The sequence below is a fragment of the Acinetobacter septicus genome (assembly GCF_019355975.1).
Lineage (GTDB): Bacteria > Pseudomonadota > Gammaproteobacteria > Pseudomonadales > Moraxellaceae > Acinetobacter > Acinetobacter ursingii.
Window position 1 is genome coordinate 246,949 of record NZ_CP079899.1, and the last position, 18,927, is coordinate 265,875.

The 18,927-nt window shown below is 37.5% G+C and carries 7 protein-coding genes; 4 read left to right on the top strand and 3 right to left on the bottom strand.

The window, feature by feature from the left end; translation table 11 throughout:
• Nucleotides 1–2: 2 nt before the first annotated feature.
• The 3 genes from I6L31_RS17675 to I6L31_RS17685 form a co-directional block, all read right to left on the bottom strand.
• On the bottom strand, nucleotides 3–4,409 hold the full coding sequence (locus I6L31_RS17675; RefSeq protein ID WP_005005786.1) for a hypothetical protein: 4,407 nt from the start codon (nucleotides 4,407–4,409) through the stop codon (nucleotides 3–5).
• Between the two features lie 312 nt (nucleotides 4,410–4,721).
• Nucleotides 4,722–11,348 (bottom strand): strawberry notch C-terminal domain-containing protein, encoded by a 6,627-nt coding sequence (locus I6L31_RS17680; RefSeq protein ID WP_005005784.1) that lies wholly within the window; start codon nucleotides 11,346–11,348, stop codon nucleotides 4,722–4,724.
• Between the two features lie 31 nt (nucleotides 11,349–11,379).
• Nucleotides 11,380–13,014 carry a hypothetical protein gene (locus tag I6L31_RS17685; RefSeq protein ID WP_005005782.1) on the bottom strand — a complete coding sequence of 545 codons (1,635 nt, stop codon included), beginning with the start codon at nucleotides 13,012–13,014 and terminating at the stop codon, nucleotides 11,380–11,382.
• Between the two features lie 1,608 nt (nucleotides 13,015–14,622).
• On the opposite strand from I6L31_RS17685, the gene I6L31_RS17690 reads away from it, so the two are divergent.
• From I6L31_RS17690 to I6L31_RS17705, 4 genes are all read left to right on the top strand, one after another.
• The gene (locus I6L31_RS17690) at nucleotides 14,623–15,099 is read left to right on the top strand and encodes a hypothetical protein (protein ID WP_005005780.1); all 477 of its coding nucleotides are present in this window, start codon (nucleotides 14,623–14,625) and stop codon (nucleotides 15,097–15,099) included.
• A 167-nt stretch (nucleotides 15,100–15,266) separates the two neighbouring features.
• Nucleotides 15,267–17,057: a hypothetical protein gene (locus I6L31_RS17695; RefSeq protein WP_005005779.1), complete on the top strand. Its 1,791-nt coding sequence runs from the start codon at nucleotides 15,267–15,269 to the stop codon at nucleotides 17,055–17,057.
• Nucleotides 17,050–17,652: a hypothetical protein gene (locus I6L31_RS17700; RefSeq protein WP_005005776.1), complete on the top strand. Its 603-nt coding sequence runs from the start codon at nucleotides 17,050–17,052 to the stop codon at nucleotides 17,650–17,652. Before I6L31_RS17695 ends, I6L31_RS17700 begins: the two co-directional genes overlap by 8 nt.
• 125 nt (nucleotides 17,653–17,777) lie before the next feature.
• Entirely contained in the window at nucleotides 17,778–18,623 is an 846-nt protein-coding gene (locus I6L31_RS17705; protein WP_024160863.1) for a hypothetical protein, read from the top strand.
• Nucleotides 18,624–18,927 lie beyond the last annotated feature (304 nt).

Consider the following 18,927-nt stretch of genomic DNA (forward strand, 5'->3'; position numbering starts at 1 on the left):
GATTAACGCCCCAATGTTTGATCATTGTCATGATCGTTTCTACGTGCGACTTCTAAATCTATATGCTTATCAAGGTCACTCAAAAATTGAGATGTCGTATTTTTCTCAAGCTTTACTTGGTCTAAGTAGTTTTTAGTATTGAGATTCAAACCATCTTGGAGCGCTTCTAAGCGTAGGCCAGTTTTATCAAAATCAGCCTCAAGGATCTGATTCACTTCTTTGATTTTGTCCATGTCTTGCTGTTCTAGACGGTGTAACTTCACATCTTCATGAATCGCAGCGATATAGTGATCGGTTAAGATCTCTTGCTTTAAGTGCTGAAGCGCAATTTCCACGTTTCCTGTTTCAGCAATCACGGCGTTGAAGCTGTCAAAGATTTGACCTGTTTCAGCCGAGTTTCTAAATTCAACAATACGAGGCTCAACACTATTAAGGTTTACAAACTTGGCATCACCATACGCAGTAGGTAGTACTAGATGATCATCCATACATTCAAAAAGTTGCTTATATTCAGCATTCATAAGATTTGATGCTGCTTGAAGCTTTAAATCTTGTTGTAACGTGTCTAGGCGTTGGTTGAGATGTAGAAAGCTTTGAACATACATCTCGTTTTGAGAGTTTTCAGGCGCAACAACGGTTGAGGCCATACCTTTAACAACATTTTTCAGTTGCGTATTTTGAATCTGATCAGCAATTTGATTAAGCACGTTAATGTGATCGGCTTTCACAAGGTTATTGTTTTTCAGTTGTTCAATAAATTGATTTTGTTCAATCACTTTTTCACTTTCCTTTTCGCTGAATAACGAATCTTTAATTTGTTGTTTCACCTGGTCCAAGTTAGAGAAGAGGTGAAGTACTTCTTGTTCATTGCTGTTATTGACTGCATTTAGCAATGTAACAAACACATCATGGCTGATTAGTTGTTGCTGATTATTTTCCGCATTCTGAAATTCAGCAATTTGGCTACGGCTAATGACTTCAACACCAACATCATTGATATAGCTTGCACCAATCGGGGAGAGTTGATTATCTGGAGCTTTTACGGCGTAGTACTCGCCTGATTTGCCATCATCTTTGGCGCATAGACCAATATATGTATTGCCATCTTGCGTAATGATTTTTGAACCGATGCTATTGAGTGCTGCAGAGGGTTGTAACGTACTCAAGGTTTGAATCAATTCTTTTTCGCGATTTTGATGAATTGCATTACTTACTGCTTGGTAAACTTCAGGATCTAAATAAGTCACCTGATTGGCAGATTCTTCATTGAGCGCCGTGACAGTATTCCACTCTAAAATATCTTTACGCGGTATCGTTGTAATACCGGCATTAATAATATCTTCCGTGGTAATTTGACGATCAAGGTTGGTAATGGCCACGGCGTTGTATTCGGGTGCAATTGATTTATGACCTTCCGAATCTGAAGTCAGTACCACGAATTGACCGTAATCCGTTTTCACCATAGCACCTACAACACTGAGCTTGCCTTCCAAAATCATTTTTAAAAGTTCAAGTTCACGTTCGGCAGATCTGGCGTAAGTATTAGTCTGTTCTGCAGTATTGTTGATGGTATCGGCTTTGAGCTTGTCTAAGTATTCGCTTGAAAATTTACCAAGCGCATTTAACTCGTCTATCGGCTCGACAGACTCCAGCTCATACAGTGGAACGGTAGAGGATTCATTCACGATGTCTTTAAGATAAAGCACATCTTTTTCAGTGATATTTTCGAGATCTTCAATCACCGAAAGAGGCACAACGATCGCACGTTTATCCAGATTATCGGAAGCTATATCCAAAACAACCATATTGGTTTGGGTTGTTTCATCTTCATAAACCATACCGACAAACTGTTCAATTTCAGCATTAGAAACATTGTTGTGACGGTCTTTAAAGAATGCTTCTAAGTCAGAATCATGATCAACATAAATACTGTCATAAGGGTTCATTGGTTTACCGTCATTGTTTTGGTCTTGGCTTTGCGGTGCTGATTGAGTTGCCGACTGTTCTGCAGTATTGCCTTTAAACTTACCCAAAAGGTTTGAAAGTTTAGATTTGGCTTTCTTTACTTGATCCGAAATCATTTGACCTGATTGATAGGCACGTTGAATAAACTGATCTTTGTATGAAGCTTTGGCTTCTTCAGTCATTTGTTCTGGATCTTGCCCTAATGGATATTCGGCACCAAGGAACATACGTGCTTGTTCTAAATACTGAGAACAAATGGGTTCAAAAAAGCGACCTTCAAACTCATGGATCTTTTCAGACTTAATGCCTTCGTGCAGTTCTTCAATTGAGAGAAACGTTACTTTGTCTTCAATCGTTTCTAAATAGAACGGCGTAATCGGGGTAAGTGCATCGCTACCTTCCACTTGAGGCGGTAAATCTGCTTCTTTAACCAGTTTGATAAATGGGGTAGAGGATTCAACACCTTCGACAGAATCCTTACCGACTACATCAATCACGATGTATTGTTCACCGTCAATGGCATAGACTTTAGCGACATTTAGATCGAATTCTTCTAAGGTAACGCCGTCACGGTCTTTATTCAGTTGAGTGGTATATGGATCGTTTAAAAGAGGCAACATTTGCTCTTTTGAGATCGGTTTTAAAATATCGGCATTCTTACCAGGTTCAGTCAATTTTGATTTATCGGCTGTATTGGCAAGCTGTTCGGGTTGTTGTGCGTCTGGATGGTTACTTTTAACGGTAACATCAGGATTGATTGGTTTATCCCAAATATTTTTCAGGTTATCAAGGCTTTTGTTCTTGTTGAACATGGCCATAATCGCTGCAATGATCAACTTGATTGTTTTCTTAACCAGTTCAATCATGACTGCAATCATTTTTGCACTGAGCGCAGCGAGTTCATCAGCGACCGTGCGTGGATGGCCGTGGCTATTTTCACGCGCTAAAGGAGGACGTTCGTTACCTTCCTCATTTCGCATATCCTTAAAGCTTTTAGAGGCAACGCTACTTGCAGCCAAACTTGCTTTGTCTTGTGGACCACCAGCAATGTTTAATGTGCTCTTTGGTGTACCTTTTGGTGCATTCGGATCAGCTGATTCAACATCTTCCTTTACTGTCTCTTTAGTCTTCTGATTTTCTTTATGTTCTTTCAAAAGTAGAGCAGCTTGTAACTGGTCGCTATGTTCACGGGTTTCTAATAACTGAATTACTTCCTTGGTTAACGTGTCCGTATTGAATTCAAGATAGTGAATCTCAAGTTGTTCAAGTCGAGCAGCTGTATGGTCGCTATTCACACGCCATTGATCCATGACGATAGTTTTTGGCACTAAGCCAAGTTCTTCAGCTTCAATCCCACGAATTAAGCAAAAATCACGCACTTGGCGCATCAATGCGTTAATTTGGTTTTTATCGGTTAATTCACCTGAAAAATAGGTATTCGGTGCACCCGTAACTTCGTTGTAGATCTGCTGTTTTGCTTCACGCACGACTTGGTTTTGGTTAATCAAGCCTTCAATCGCGAATTGACGATTACTCAGGAAGTTGAGGGCATTTTCTTTAGTTGCACCCTTCAGGCTTAAACCATAGTAGGGCTGAGTGACAAAAGATTTTGTCTCAAAGTTAAAGAGGGTTTTTTCAGCCACTTGAACGGCTTCAAATGGATTCTCTTCTTTGGAAAGGAGGAAATCAGGATCATTGTCTGATAGGAATAATTTAGAGTCTGCAGTTGTATATACACGGTCTTCAACTTGCAATGAACTGTTATTTTCAGCAATATTGCCTAATCCTTGGTCCAGTGCGTTTTTAGTCTGGATTTTATTCAGATCCGCAATAAACTTAAGATCATCATCATTCTGCAGATCAAGCCCGATGTCTGCAAAGAATTCTAATTGACTGGCTGGATCTCTTTGCTCAAGTGCATCAAATACTTTACCAATCAGAACAGGATCAAGTTCAGCTAAATCATTGACAGTGACAGCGGAAAGATCAAACGTGTTTTCAGGAATGATGGACTGTTCATTCTCGTAGTTCGGGTAGCTACTACGCTCATAATCACCTTCGTCAAAAAACATCGGTTCATCATCGTTCAACCGAGTATCTTCAAGAGGGGGAGCGTAATCATAATCTGGGTGCCCAGGAGGTACAGAGTTACCGCCCATAGGCTGATCATATTGATACCCATCATCTTGCATGACTGGCGGTTCTTCCATTAATGGAGGTTCAGATAGGGGATCATTGCTATATGGTTCAGACTGGTATTGTTGCGATTGATCTTGTGCAACATTGTTTTGTTGTGGCGTAGGCTGGATGGATTGAAATTTCACGCCGTCCAAACTTAAATCATCCCACTGTTCCAGGCCCTCATTGAAAGTTAATGATTGGCCGTCTTGCAGTTGATCAAGTGTTTGCTCGTCAAAATTATCTTGTTTAGGGCTTTGGTCCATATTTGATCCTTATGACAGGTGGCCTTTCTGATTTTAAGAGTCCTTTTTAGAATCTGTATCAACATTCCAAATAAAGTCTTCTTTAAAGTCAGAATTAAAACCAGTTGTGATGTCTAATTCACTGTCAAAATCCACTAAATCTGAGTTATTAGAAGATTCCTCTAAGGGATTAGAGTTGCACATAAAATACCTGTATTTGTTTTTTAAAACGTCAATGTGATCGTCACAGATATGATACATGGTATATACGAACTAGACCACACGTAATTGTTATTCACGTATGGTCTGGTATATACCTTTTAAGGGAGGGTTTTAGAAAGATAATTGCTGGATTTCTTGATCGTTATCTAGGGTTTTACCCTCAGGTAACTCAGCCTTATAAGCTGGCTCTTCTGGAGGATTAAGCATAAGGTTAATTTCATTTAAAAAGTAACCATTACCATCAGGAAGTTTAGATTTTAAATCCAAAAAGGCAGCTTCAATTTTGGTTGTACTGTCCAGCTCGTCAACAAAGCGTTCAACATCCTTGAGATCAAGCGCAAATCTAAACTCATTACGGCCTGGCTCAGTAAAGTGGATGTTCAACGATTCATCTGTTTTACCGCCTTTAGGATCATGGAATACGTTGGTATTCGACATAAAACGATTGAACTGTTTTGCAACAGATTTCACCGTCACATTAAAGCAGTCTGAACCGTTGTAGTAGAACTCAATACTTGCTTTCTTGTACGGGAAATTAACCTTAGTACCCACATAGTTATTGCGGTTGAAATCAATGTTTACAGGCAATTGATTAAAGAAGTTCGCAATCTCTTTAACTTGCTTAAACGTCACTTGGTTTTCAAGAGAGCTTTCAAACAAGTCAGTTGGTGTATTTGATGGCAATAATAACGCACGGTTACGCATACCATCAGCATCGGTAAATATAACGGTTGAATGTCGTAGATCTAGTGAGCTGACAATCTTATGTGCCTTGAACATATTGCCCGTTAAGGTAATCGCTTGTCGTGTGACATCACCAGACGGCGCTTTCTCAAAATAGGTACGCGTATAACGGGAATAATTGTTTTGTTCAGTAAATAAGTTCACCAAGGGTTGACGATCCTCAACATGACGTCTATTCACATCAGCATAAGAATAAAATTCAGGATTGAAGCGTTTTAGGATAATACGTCCTTTTTCACTCACTGGAGCTACCCAATCCAAGTCTTGCTTGGCATTTTGCATGGTGTAATTGATCAGTGGAACTTTAAACGACTTCTTATCACCAGGGTAAACCAAATCAAGCTTAACCGCATTCGGTGTGATTGCACCTCCACGTAACGGCGGTAGGTCTAGACGTAGCAAAGCACCTGTTTTGTGATCTGGCGTCACTTCATCATCAAAAAGACTAGGTTTTGAGATAAGGAACAATAACCCATGCGCTGAATGACCTTCTTTTTCGTTCCTTTCCATAGAACGAGCCAAGAATTTTAGATCCTGAACAATTCGATACATGCGATCAAAGTTAGAGGTCAAAATAGGATCATTGGCTAGATAAACCGCTTCAGCTACTTTTTCAAAGGCATCTGCAGAGTGATCATCAGGTTTACGAAATTGAATATCATCAATGTGTTTTACATTGGCTTCAACAACACCGAAATGATCAAATACTTCGTGTCGATAATCACGAATTACTTCACCACGCATTTGCCCACTTTTGAAAAATAACTTTTGCTTAGCAAAGCCTTCATATTTTTGGTACATCAATGCCTCAAAGTTATAGGCATAGTGTAGTAGTCCGTGTACCGTTTCATTGATGTTTTCATTGATACGTTTAAATTGACGCACCAGATAATCATCACTTTCTTTGAACATGAGTTTTAGGTTGTCAGCACGTAATGGCTCAACATGTTCAATGTATTGCAGACCTTCAAAACGCACAGGTAGATCAAAGGTATTGATCTTGGCTGCTTCTGTTTCTGAAGTCACGGTAAAGAAGTTGTCCTTCACTTCAAACTCACGGACTTTTTTAGCTTTCCAGTCTAAAAAGTTGGTCTTGAGTGGGTTACGACCCAACAAGTCTAATTCACGGATCTTATCGTTATAGTCAACAACCAAGTCTTGATAAACCTGTTCTTGCTGACTAATCGGCATCAAAATCAGTTTAGATAGCAACTGGTTCACATGATAGTTTTGCGCCGTGCGATACGATGGTCCTTTTTCATCATCCGAAATATCAATATCAAGTGTGTTCGCCAAGTTCACGTTATTTTTCAAATAGTCCAACGATACCCGGTTGCCAATGTAGTTGAGCATGTCAGGATAATCGTTTTCGTTAAACTTGGTTTCTGAGTTGGCAGAGACGTTCGCTGATAGGGTAGACAGTTTACGCATCATCATTAAGTGCATACGTGTTTCTGCTGGAATACCCGAATCTACTGTCGTCATAATCGGATGTGATTCTTCACCACGGCGACCCACACGACCGATCATCTGAATCGTATCGGTAGAGTTCTCAGGTTTTTGCAAGAAAAACAACTCACGTTGGCGCAAGTGATCCGATGGAATTGTAGGATCAGGGTTTTTGGCTGCATGTAGAGAAATACCCGTACAACCAGAGCGAGTCACAATAACAACATCGATTTCACCAGATTGGAATTTTGATTGAACCAAAATCTTACCTTGTGTCGTATTGTTCTCTTGTTTATTAACCTTCCATTTGCCGTCTCTTGTTTCCGTTAAGTGGATCTGACGGCCAGAGATTTCATCAATCTTGAAGCCAGCTTTTGTCACCTTGTTACGTAGTACGTCCAAAGGCATCAAAGGTAGATCAGGGAACTTTTGAATCTTTTCTTTGATACGATCCAAAATGATTTTATACGGACTTACCACTGGATCGCCGTTTTCATTAAATGTCACTTCCGTACTGAGCTTCTTAACGAACGAGTTACCGTAGTTATCTTCAGCTTTCACCACATCGATGCGATCTAACATCACTTCAAGCAAGTCACGGAATTGTGGGAGTTCATCTAAAACAGAAATTTGACTTTGCAGATAGCTACCGCGCTTATATTCAAGCTTAGTCAATTCCTTTTGAATATTTTTCGCTGCTTTTTCATCGCCAGCGTCACGGTTTTCTTTGATCATGAGTTTTTGAAGCTCATTTTCAAGAAATTCAATTTCTGACGATACCGACTTGAAGTTATTAAACGCTTTTTCTTTTTCAGGCGAATCAGCGGTAACGTCTTGCGCCGTATCTGCTTTTAAAATCGCTTCCATGCGACTTTGCATCAAAATGTTGAATAGACTCTCACCCGTATTTTCCAAACCAATCACGGGCTTTCTACCCTCATGTAACGCCTGAATCACAGCATCACTTGTAGAGTCAGTTTTCAATGCCAATAGGAATTGCTTTTGGATCTGGTACATTCGAGATCCAAAGTTCATCACACTCAAACTTAAACGGTTTTTCGGATCGTCTGAATCCTGATGAAAGTCTAAATTGGCAACAGCATCATCATCATTGGCAATGTTTTCTAGCGCATCGAGGCGAATGTCTTTAGAAAATTTCACCATGTCCGTCAAGATGTCAGAAAGAACATCTGAGTAATTGTGAAATTTCTTAATTTCCTCTTCAGTTGGCACAAAGGTTTGAATGGTAATGTGCGAGAGATCTTGCTCTCTACGAATCATGGCAGAGCTGTCTACCAAACCTTCAGAAATAAACTCCAAAATTGGACCATCTGCATTATCGATAACCTTTTGTAAGTCATTACGAGATACGGATCGAGGGAACAATTTATGGAAGAATTCAAGATTTTCAGGTTTCTTAATTGCCGATGCAGACTGGAAATTAATTAGGTTGGTCTGATCAATAACATCTAAGAAAAATTGACTTGTAGCTGATTTCAAGGATGCTGCACGGTGCGTTTCATCCATCACCAAAACAGTGTCTTGATTAATAAAACGAGTCAATAACGCACGTTTACGGTTTGGTCGGTTAAATTGGCTATACGTTGCCAATACCAAGTCATGTTGCGCTGGAATATCTTCAATTTCCTTAGGCAGATCTTGGCCAGTGAATAAAACCTCTTCAGTACCAAAGCGGTTAATCACAGCATCCGAGTTAAAGATAAACGGATCTTTAAAGAACTTGTCACTGTCTGTAGCAACAATATCACGCCAAATGTCGTTCAAGAGTTGCGTTGTATCTGTAAGGAAAACAGGGGGCTTTCCTCTTAACGCACTATATCGTAAACACGCAGCTGCAATACGACCTTTACCTAAACCCGTCTGGTCGCCAATAAGCACAGGTAAGTTTTGGTCAAAACGTAAAATGATATGGGCAACCGCATCGACCTGTTCACATGCAAAAGCGGACTTTAGTGCATCAAAATTGTCATATTGCAATTTCTTAGCGACATAGGCATCAACAAGAGTAGGGTAGTTACCATTATCGACTTCAGCTTGGAAATTGATACCCCCAAAACCTAATACATTTTGGATGTGTTTAGTCAATTGAGCATTTGCCTGATTAATCGCTTTAATCTGGTTTTTAGCCACTAAAGCAATTGGCTCAGATGCCATGGACATCGGTATATACTTAACTTGGTATATATTTTCCGGAGTTGGTTCTGTTGTGTTTTCAGCATTAGGAACAGGAACAATCGGCTGTAAATTTGATTGGTCAGATTCAACAGTCGGTTCTTCTTCTTTTTGCTCAGTACCGATCGCTAATTCAGAATTTAACTTAGCAATCTCTTCAGCAGTTAAACCCGGTTCCTGTTTTACTTGCTCTACCGCTGGTTCTTCAGCTGGTGTTTGTTCAGGTGTTTCACCCTCATTGGTCGCCGTGGTATCACCTACTTGAAGATTAACGTCATCGTCAAGGTCTTCATCCTGATTTTGGTTCTCGTGCGGATTCTTTACCTCAGGCACGAAATCATTGTCATTTTCATTTTCAAACGTTGGTGTAGCTTCAGTTGGTGTAGGTACATCATCATCTGAACTGGTTGTTTGCGTACTAACTTCAACGGTTCCGAAGTCAAAAGAAACTTTATTCGGTTTTGATTTAGGTTTACGACCAAACATCGGTTTTGGTTTGACAGCTTCCTCTTGCTTAATCTCTTCTTCTTTAGCGACCACGACTTCATCAAACATAGTGACTGCAGACGTAGGCGTTACACTTGATGCAATATCTTCAAGTGGCGAAACAGGCTGTTCATCACCTAGACTGGCAAACAAATCGTCATTTTCTTTTTCAACAGGCTTAACCTCAACAACAGGTTCAACCACTGGTGCTTGTTGCTCAACTGGAGTCGGAGTAGTTGGCTTGAAGTATAGATCCTTATTCGGATTCAAACGTTTATAGATTACGTTATTAGCCCATCCCCAAAGTTCGTCATAGTCCGTTATGACTTTCAACTTATCTGGTACCACAGAAGATTGGTAAGTTTGTAGTAACGCTTGTTCATTTTTACGATTGCCTACCACCAACATACGAACATTTTGATTAGCGCCGTTTCGTGCATATGCATTGCCGTGGATTTCTACAACCGCCTCAACTTCATAATGCTTATAGAGATAATTGAGTAAATTCTTTGATTTACGCTCAACCTTACCATCTGAAATCTGTTTATCTGAGCCAATAATGAAAACTGAACGCCCTTGATCGTTTCGTGCGTTTAGTGATTTAACCAGAATGGCATGGTCCAATTTATCCGTACTGAACCAGACGTTTTCTGATGGATCTACCAATAATGGGTTTGGATCTACGCCGTTACGCTGTTGAACCAAAATTGGTGCAACACGTTCTAATTTATCCATAGCACCAAAAGGAGGGTTGGCAATCACATAGTCAACTTTTTGCTTAAACGTTTGCTCAAAATCAATTTGTGTAGCATCTGCAGTAACAACCGTGCATTCATAATTTTGAGTCAGTGCTTTTGTACGTTCAGCACGTTTGGGATCTAACTCAACCGCATAGACAGAAGCATTACGCTCTTGGGTTAATAAACCGATTAAAGATCCATTACCCACAGTTGGCTCGAGCACGGAAAAGTTTTGTTTTGTTCGGTTATCACCCTCAATCAATAAGCGCTGAGCCACAAGTGACATCGGGATTGGAGTCGAATATTGCTGTAACATACGAATCGTATTGTTTCGCATGGTCTTAGTCGGCATGCGATTGTATAACGCTAAACTCGTTTTAAATGAGCTCTCAGTAAAATCAAGCTCACCTAACTTTTCGACCATCACTGTTTCAAGCGCTTCTTCTGCAGTATGGATCTGTTTATCTGTTACCTTGGATACATCAACGTCAGCATTTTTGGCTTGCGTGATTAGAGCTAAAAACTTTAAAAAGTCCTGGTGATTATGGCTCTTTGTTTCATGTTCTAATTGATAGATATAGCCTCTTAAGCATTCTTTTAAATCTTTTTGCTTGGTCGCACGTAAGTACAGACTAGACGGCTGATCATTAGGACCTTCAGGTATTTGCGTACCTTGGGCATTCACGTAAAAACGGTTATGAGCTGAAGCATAGATTTTGTTGCCATCAGAGTTATAACCGAGTGGAGTTGCACTATTCAACGCAACGTTCAATCGTTGTGGCACCAATGTTTTTGCTTGGGCATTGAACAAATCATGCAATTCTTGGCGAGTCGCAAGCACACTACGGATAAATTCTTTTGGAATACCCAAAACTTCATGAAACAGTCTTGGTTTGATCGTTTCATTCAAATTGTATTGATACAAGTGACCGTCAAAGTGAGGATAAGCCTCAAACTTCATCGGTGTAAAACCAATGTTATTCAAATTTTCTTTAGATAGTTTTTTTTGAACGTCCAATAAGAGTAATTGGCTATCCGTCTGGCCAACACGCCGTACATCGAGATATACACCAGCTTGTGATAAGTCGATCCATTTAATTTTTTCGTTTAAATCATGAGTAGTCATAGCGAACCTGAAGAAGAATTATTAAATTTGATTAAAAAGTCATGTCGTTATAGACATCAGAAGTCGCAGCCTTTTCTTGGCTTTTCTTAACATCCATTTCTGGCTGTCTGACTTTCATCATTAACTCTTGTGGATCAGGTAAAAGATCGTGGTTGAAGTTCTTAGATAACGGACTATCGATTGAAGCTTTATGTTGCTGTACATGCTCTACCGTAATTTCTGAAAAGTTCAACGCATTCATACGGGTTTGAGTAAGTTCAACAGGCTCGATAAACGAGACAAAACAATTATTCGAGTTCCGTTGGTGTGGTTGAATAACAATAAACGCTTCAGCAAATTGCTGTTTTGCATGCGTCAATTTATTCATGGTCTGACGATCAACTTGACTTAAAAATTGAGGATTTAAGTCGTGCGGTTTTGGATTGCCGTAGTCATCGGTAAATTGATTCACTAGGGGAGGTGCACCAACACCACGAACACCCTCACCAGTACGTAAATCTATTTCTGGATCTACCTTGCGAAAACCAGCGTGAGGCGTTTTATTGTTGAAAAATTTCTTTAAGAACGTGTCTTTGTAAAGCGCACCTAGTTGTAGTTGTTGGCCATGATAAACCTCAGGCAGTAATTTTTGACTCACCAAGCCAGCGTAAAGACGTTTTAAATTTTGATTTTTTTCTTTGTCTACATCTTCATTGTAGAACACTTTAATTTGTCGATCGCCAAGTAATGCAAACAGGGCAATACGGGCCTGGTCCATAACATAAACGTTCTGAGCCTGTTTATCGAACTGGTCTTTTTCATGCTGGTTGGATGGTACAAAATTTGGATCAAAAGTTGCGGTGTGAAAGTCATTGCCGTTCAAAATATCTTTGATACTTTCAATCGGATCTTTAGCAACCCGATAAGACTTTTTAGTTTTATCAATACCGCCACGTTGCATCAACGGATCTGGCTTAGCGAATTGCTTAACACTTTCACGATCAGCACTGTCATAGGTTGGAATCAATGGGATTGTAGTTAATACAGAACCAGACTCATAGCGCACAACAATTTTTGAAAATGGAATGCGCTCAGGTTGGTTGTCAGTACTATTCGATAAAGATTTAACAAGAAGCTGTAAATTATTTTTAATAATAGCGTTATGAAGTGCTGGAGAATTAATTTTTACATTGGGCACTTGCATATGTGCTGCATCTTCAATGATTTGAGCTTTAACAAAGAAATCGCCGTTTTTTTGTTGATGCACATTGATAGAAGTGACTGCTTTGATTAATTGTGAATTCGGGTTGTTACTCATTACGTTGCACCACTGAGCAACATAAGTTTTATAACCGTCAAGAGATTCGTAGGGTGAGTCAACACATTTGTCAAAACAGATAATTCGACCACGGTTAGCACCGCGATTATGTGTGTCTAATGAAGTACGTTGGTTACGTCCAGAATCAAATTTTGCGTGGACTTCATCTACTGAAACATTCTCAGTATGATGCTTGTTGAGTTTATTAATGATCTTCGTGAATTCTTCAGATGAACTCATTCGTATGCGAACTGGTTCATTGGTAGACATATCAAAGCCGTATGCATACAGCTCGTCTTGTTCATCATGTTTGTAAAATTGATCTACAGTCATGACGATACGTTTAATCGTATTATCACTTTTACTCATTTCTTAAATTCCACGCTTTATATTTTTGATTGCTGGTCATTGACTCAAGCTATTTATAAAATACTACAAAACCTCATTGGTATATACTAAGGAGGCAAATAAAAAATTAAAAAATATATTAAAAAGTTTAAGAGTAAATTTTTAAAAAGAAATTTTTTGTTTATTATCTTTCTAATTAAGGGAAGTTAATTAGGGACATTTTTTATGCTTATTTTTCATGATATTACAGGATTAGTACGGAAAAACACAAATGGTACGAGCGAAAATCAAATTCATTTGAGCGCAAATTGAATTTGAATTTTTAGAAAATAAGGCGTTTTTAGCTGGTTTTTGATGTTTTTATCCACTTTCCTATTAAATTCTATCCACAAATTAAGTTCTTGTATATTAGAATGAATTTAAAAATATGAGTAAAATATTGTTCATTTTTTAGCTTTTTGCAATATTGGAAATTTGCAAACTAGCAAGTGTTGTAAGTCGCTGTTTATAATAAAATTAAATAGAATAAAAAATACTTCCAGCGCAAATTAAATTCATTTGAGCGCAAATTAAATTCAAAACGTTGCGGATAACTTCTCCAATTTCCTGAGAGCCTTGATAATAAAGACTTTCAGATTTTATGAGGAATAGCCCTTATATATGACCCAACGATCGCTATTTAGCTTGTTTTACGACAAATCAATAACTTACGCCATTAGGACGGAAGAAAGTTTACAACCCATTTATAAAAAACTTTCGCTGAGTTCAGACTATAACAGAAAATCAATGAGTTACGCCATTAGGACGGAAGAAAGTTTACATCCACTTATAAAAAACTTTCGCTCGTATTTTGACACAACTATAAATCAATAACTTACGTCATTAGGACGGAAGAAAGTTTACAACCCATTTATAAAAAACTTTCGCTGGAAGTTAGGTACAGCCAAAAAGTTATAACCTAACCTTAAAACATACTAAACATACTATCTATGATAGTTGAGCTATTGGATCTGGACAAAAAAGTAAAATCAATAACTTACGCTATTAGGACGGAAGAAAGTTTACAACCCATTTATAAAAAACTTTCGCTCGTATTTTGGCACCACTATAAATCAACAACTTACATCATTAGGACGGAAGAAAGTTTACACCCACTTATAAAAAACTTTCGCTCGAAATTTGCCAGCAATATAAATCAACAACTTACATCATTAGGACGGAAGAAAGTTTACAACCCATTTATAAAAAACTTTCGCTCGAAATTTGCCAGCACTATAAATCAACAACTTACATCATTAGGACGGAAGAAAGTTTACAACCCATTTATAAAAAAGTTTCGCTCGTATTTTGGCACCACTATAAAACAATAACTTACGTCATTAGGACGGAAGAAAGTTTACAAACCATTTATAAAAAAGTTTCGCTGGGTGCCTATCTTGAGCACATATTTATTTGATCAAGTATTACATTGGTTAACTTACATTGTAATTGTGAATATTACTCATATAAGGCACTGTTTTTCATAGTCTTATTTATTAAGAAATTACTGTTAAAAATGCTTTTAATCGTAGTCTAATTAACGAATTGATGCTATAATGTCTACTCAGAATGCCTATGGGAATTCGAGATATGCAATATCAATCATTTAGTCTTAGACATCAAAAAATACTCATTGACTTCAATGTGTTTAGCTCTGGCTCGTCTGATATTTTGCTAAAAGGTGTTTTATCTGCCGAATTGCTTATTCTAGTTGATAATTTAAATGCATTTTATTCTGCAGAAGACGGTAGATACGTTGTATCAGCTGAAAAAGTTAACCACGTTACAGGTCTAGATTTTAATAAGAAAACTATCAACCAGATCATGCGTGAAGCTTGTGATTTATCATTTATGATTGATACAGATGCGAAGCAAGCTGCAGCACCTATGATTGACGAAATTCAAATCTTATCAAGTGGCGATATTACTTTTAAACTCACTAAAAGCTTTGATTTTTTTAGAAATTCTCTTAGTTTTAAAAGCATATATGAGAAGCTACCATACAGGTTCACTACTTCTAAACTAGAGTTACCGCAGATCGGTCAACAAATAATGTTAATTGCGTAATTAAGCCTCTGACGAGGCTTTTTTATTGTCTAAAATTTAGTTAGTATATACACAGCTTTAAAGCGAAAAGACTACAACGTTAGTTGGGTTGCAAATATATTTTTATTTTTATTTTTTAATTCAATCTCAGGCAATGTACGTTGTACGTTGTCTAAAGTGGAGCAGTTATGCAAGATTCTTCACAAGTCTGCATAAGTAAAGGAATTTCAGAAGATGAAATTTTTGGACTATCGCAGTCAATCAAAGACTCAATTATTAATGCCGAAACAAAAACCATGGATCTCTTGGGTTACGGCAACAAAATCAGTAATTTCATAGTCGAATGTTATCTAGATATTCCAGTTGTTGATCAATTCATTTTTTACTTAATGTTGGTGAATGCCAAAAATAAGTATGCACATCAGCTGCAGCGCGTTATCGCTGAAAAACCTGAATTATCCCAAATTGAAGCATTACAACTAGCGAACAACTTTGTTCTGAATTTTGAATACATCCGTCAAATTCTTTTATTCAAAAATAAAGCTAATTACCTTAGCAATGGCCGTATCAAATCTTTGGCATGGAATACGCTAAATAGTGTTGGTAAAGTGATGCTACCAATGAGCTCTTTACGCCAAATGGACAGCGAACCATTTTCAAGAAATGACGTAGACAGCGTAACTCATAAAAGAATGTTTGCCAGTACGGGCTATTTTGAATTAGATAACAATGCGTTTATTTGCTATCAGCTTGAAGAAACGTTGATTGCCAATCTATCTGAATTAGATTTTGATAAAAAGGGGCGCTACACAGTTCTCGACACTTTAACGGTTCTTGGATTTAAGGACCGTTTTGATCTTTATATGTATAACTTGATGAAGATCAATGAGTTTCGTGGCGAAGTGGTTATTCCTTACATTGACTTCAAAGCATTAACCGAGTTTTCAGTAGAATTTAAATACAAAGCAAGTGATTTTTACCGTAAACGACTTCTTGTTTCATTAGAAAGACTGAATAACAATCCATCTATTGAATTATTTATTTCTGTTAAGTATGAACCATGCAATAAGCGTACACCAGATCGTGACAATTTTTGCAATTATCGTTTTCAGATTCAGTTGAAGTCCAACTATCGTAAAGCGCTTAATACATTAAATGAAATGTGTGCAAAGGTTCAGGATGAACAGGGCAATGAGCTTAAAATCAGTAATGCGCTCTTCACTTCAGCAATTCGATTGAATAATGGTGAACCTGAAAAAGTAATAGAACTTGTTAAGGATCGTTTAGCTGCTTATACAACTAAGAATGGACCATCATATTTAGCTAAAAATCTTAATTTGGTTGCGTCTTATGTTACGCGAGCTCTAGAAGATCTATATAAAAGTAATCACTTCTTTGAAAGATTCCTAAACGATATGAAGCAAGCAGATAATTTACTTTATCTGAGAAATCGTGATAAGAAAGTTGAGATCGAAAACAAAAGTGCATCTACTTTCTCAAGCGAATTCATTAATATTCGCGACAAAGTTGATGTTACCACTTGTGAAATTCTTACAAACGCTGAGTACATTTCAAAGAAAACGGAAGCTACTGTAATTATTGATTATGCTTTCATACGTAATTCTATTTTTATTACACATCCTCATTTGCGCCACCAGCGAAATGCAGACGAGAAAAAATACATAGATCTCGTGTGTGAAAGCACAAAGCTTTGCCAAATATTCTTTGGTACGGGTAATGAAAATAAAAAAACGTTAACTCAAAACTATTTAACAGAACTCCTGTTTGAACATTTTTTTGATGATAATTTCCACTTGAACTCAGATGTATTAAAGAATCTTCTAAAAAAAGATAAGGACTATTGGGTACAAGAAAAGCAAAAGACATTTATGCGGTTGTGGAAACTTGCAAATGAGTTCAGTTTAAAAGCTATTAGTCCAGCGAACTACAACGGTAAAGAGAGTTCAGACAATGAATAATAAACTTTATTTATGTGCAATTTTTACGGCTACTATATTGAGTAGTAGTGCAAATGCCGATTTTAGTGATTGGTATAAAAAAGCAACTTCAAATGAAGATTCAACTCAGCAAGTGCCAGCTCAACAACAGCAAGCACCTGGTCAAATTCAACAGCAAGCACCAGTTCAGGTTCAGCAACAGCCGATACAGCAAAGACAATATAATTCTAATCGGAACACCACAGCTACGCGTTACCAAAACAATAATGCAAATGTCACTGGTGATTCTGGCCTTGAAGCACGAATGAATAACTTGAATTCGACCATTGAGAATCTAAACAAGTCATCAAAAAGTGGTGACAACCTCACGAATAACTATCTAAATATTGTTCAATTCATAGTGATAAACGAAGAAACACGTAAATTGGATGGTAAAGACAATACATCACTGATCAATAACATGTTGGCTGGTATTGTGAGTTGTCAGAATAAATACAAAGTCGATGTTATACAAAAAGTGAATAATCAACTCCCAAGAGATGTTGCTAACACCGTACAACGGTATTTAAGCCAGAATGGACGCTCTATTGGTGCAAACGGCAACTGTTTATACTAATTAAACCCCCTTTTAAAACCGTCCTTAAAAGGCGGTTTTTTTTATTCTTAAAACATACCTATTTATTTTAAAACCACATTCTATATACTACTAACAGTTTAATGAATATTAATGTGGGTTTTATCATGATCAGTTCTAAAACAATATATGAACTATATCAATTGCTGAATCAATCCGAAGTACAAGAATTAAAATCATCTATAACTGAGACTTTTGGTGCAGATGTGGAAAGTGAAGTTGATAAAAGCCCGGTCTTACAGCAAAAGATCAATTATTTTATTTATCAATATATACATCTCAAGCATCCAGAAAGAACAGACAAGATCTTATTCGATGCAAATGAGTCGGCTCACGAGGTTGTAAAAACAGAACACCTTAAAAGTGAGCCAGTACCCTTATTAAAAGATTTTGTATCAAACAGCAGCAATAAAAGTTTAGCACCTGAAGAACAAAAAGATGTAATTGCAGTCACTTTACCAGCCGAATTATCTGACATTCCTGTTGAACCAACAAATCAAAACCATACAGGAAATAATGAAGTAAAACATGACTATAACATTATCCTTGATGGTCGAACTAAGCTAAATATATTGCTCGAAAGATATTTAAGTGGTGTTGATGATGTGGCTCGTGAAATCATTGTGAAGTGCTTTCTTGTTATCTCTATATTTGTAGCACTGATCTCTCTTGTTATGGTTCTTCTGAATACGACCAATATTAACCAGATCCAAGAAATGTATGATATTGGCCATAAAACATTCCTATTCCAATATGCTGAAGTCTGCAATGTAAATGTTGAAGTTGCAAAAGCGAATCCATGTGTTATCTCAGAAATCAATAAACGTATTTCTGAACTATCAAATAGCAGATTTTGGAACACGTTCGGGGTGGTGCTTTTCTCACTTTTATCGTGCTTTTTCTTCTACCATATCTCTACTTACCGTGATTCTAAAGATAAGCACAACGGCTAGTCTTAAAAGGAGGGTAGGGTGTTTTAAAATGGTCTTAAAAGGCCATTTTTTTATTTTAATAACAAAGTTTTATAGTTGATAAAAGGTATTCTAAAAGTATAATAGATACACTCTTAAAACTGGAATGCGTTGTGCTTTTTAAAATTCCAAAAACGGGTGAGATTGATTCAAGTGAACAATCGATGACAGGCCTGGTACTCAAATCGGCATACAACTTAGTTGCCATTTTCAATATTTGCTACATCTTTGTAGTTGTATTCTTTGTGTTTGAAATGTTTTTAAATACAACGATATACAAGATTAA

What these genes read in the sequence shown, in the direction of transcription:
- I6L31_RS17675 (WP_005005786.1), bottom strand. Translation starts at nt 4,409, where the DNA reads ATGGACCAAAGCCCTAAACAAGATAATTTTGACGAGCAAACACTTGAT.
- I6L31_RS17680 (WP_005005784.1), bottom strand. Translation starts at nt 11,348, where the DNA reads ATGACTACTCATGATTTAAACGAAAAAATTAAATGGATCGACTTATCA.
- I6L31_RS17685 (WP_005005782.1), bottom strand. Translation starts at nt 13,014, where the DNA reads ATGAGTAAAAGTGATAATACGATTAAACGTATCGTCATGACTGTAGAT.
- I6L31_RS17690 (WP_005005780.1), top strand. Translation starts at nt 14,623, where the DNA reads ATGCAATATCAATCATTTAGTCTTAGACATCAAAAAATACTCATTGAC.
- I6L31_RS17695 (WP_005005779.1), top strand. Translation starts at nt 15,267, where the DNA reads ATGCAAGATTCTTCACAAGTCTGCATAAGTAAAGGAATTTCAGAAGAT.
- I6L31_RS17700 (WP_005005776.1), top strand. Translation starts at nt 17,050, where the DNA reads ATGAATAATAAACTTTATTTATGTGCAATTTTTACGGCTACTATATTG.
- I6L31_RS17705 (WP_024160863.1), top strand. Translation starts at nt 17,778, where the DNA reads ATGATCAGTTCTAAAACAATATATGAACTATATCAATTGCTGAATCAA.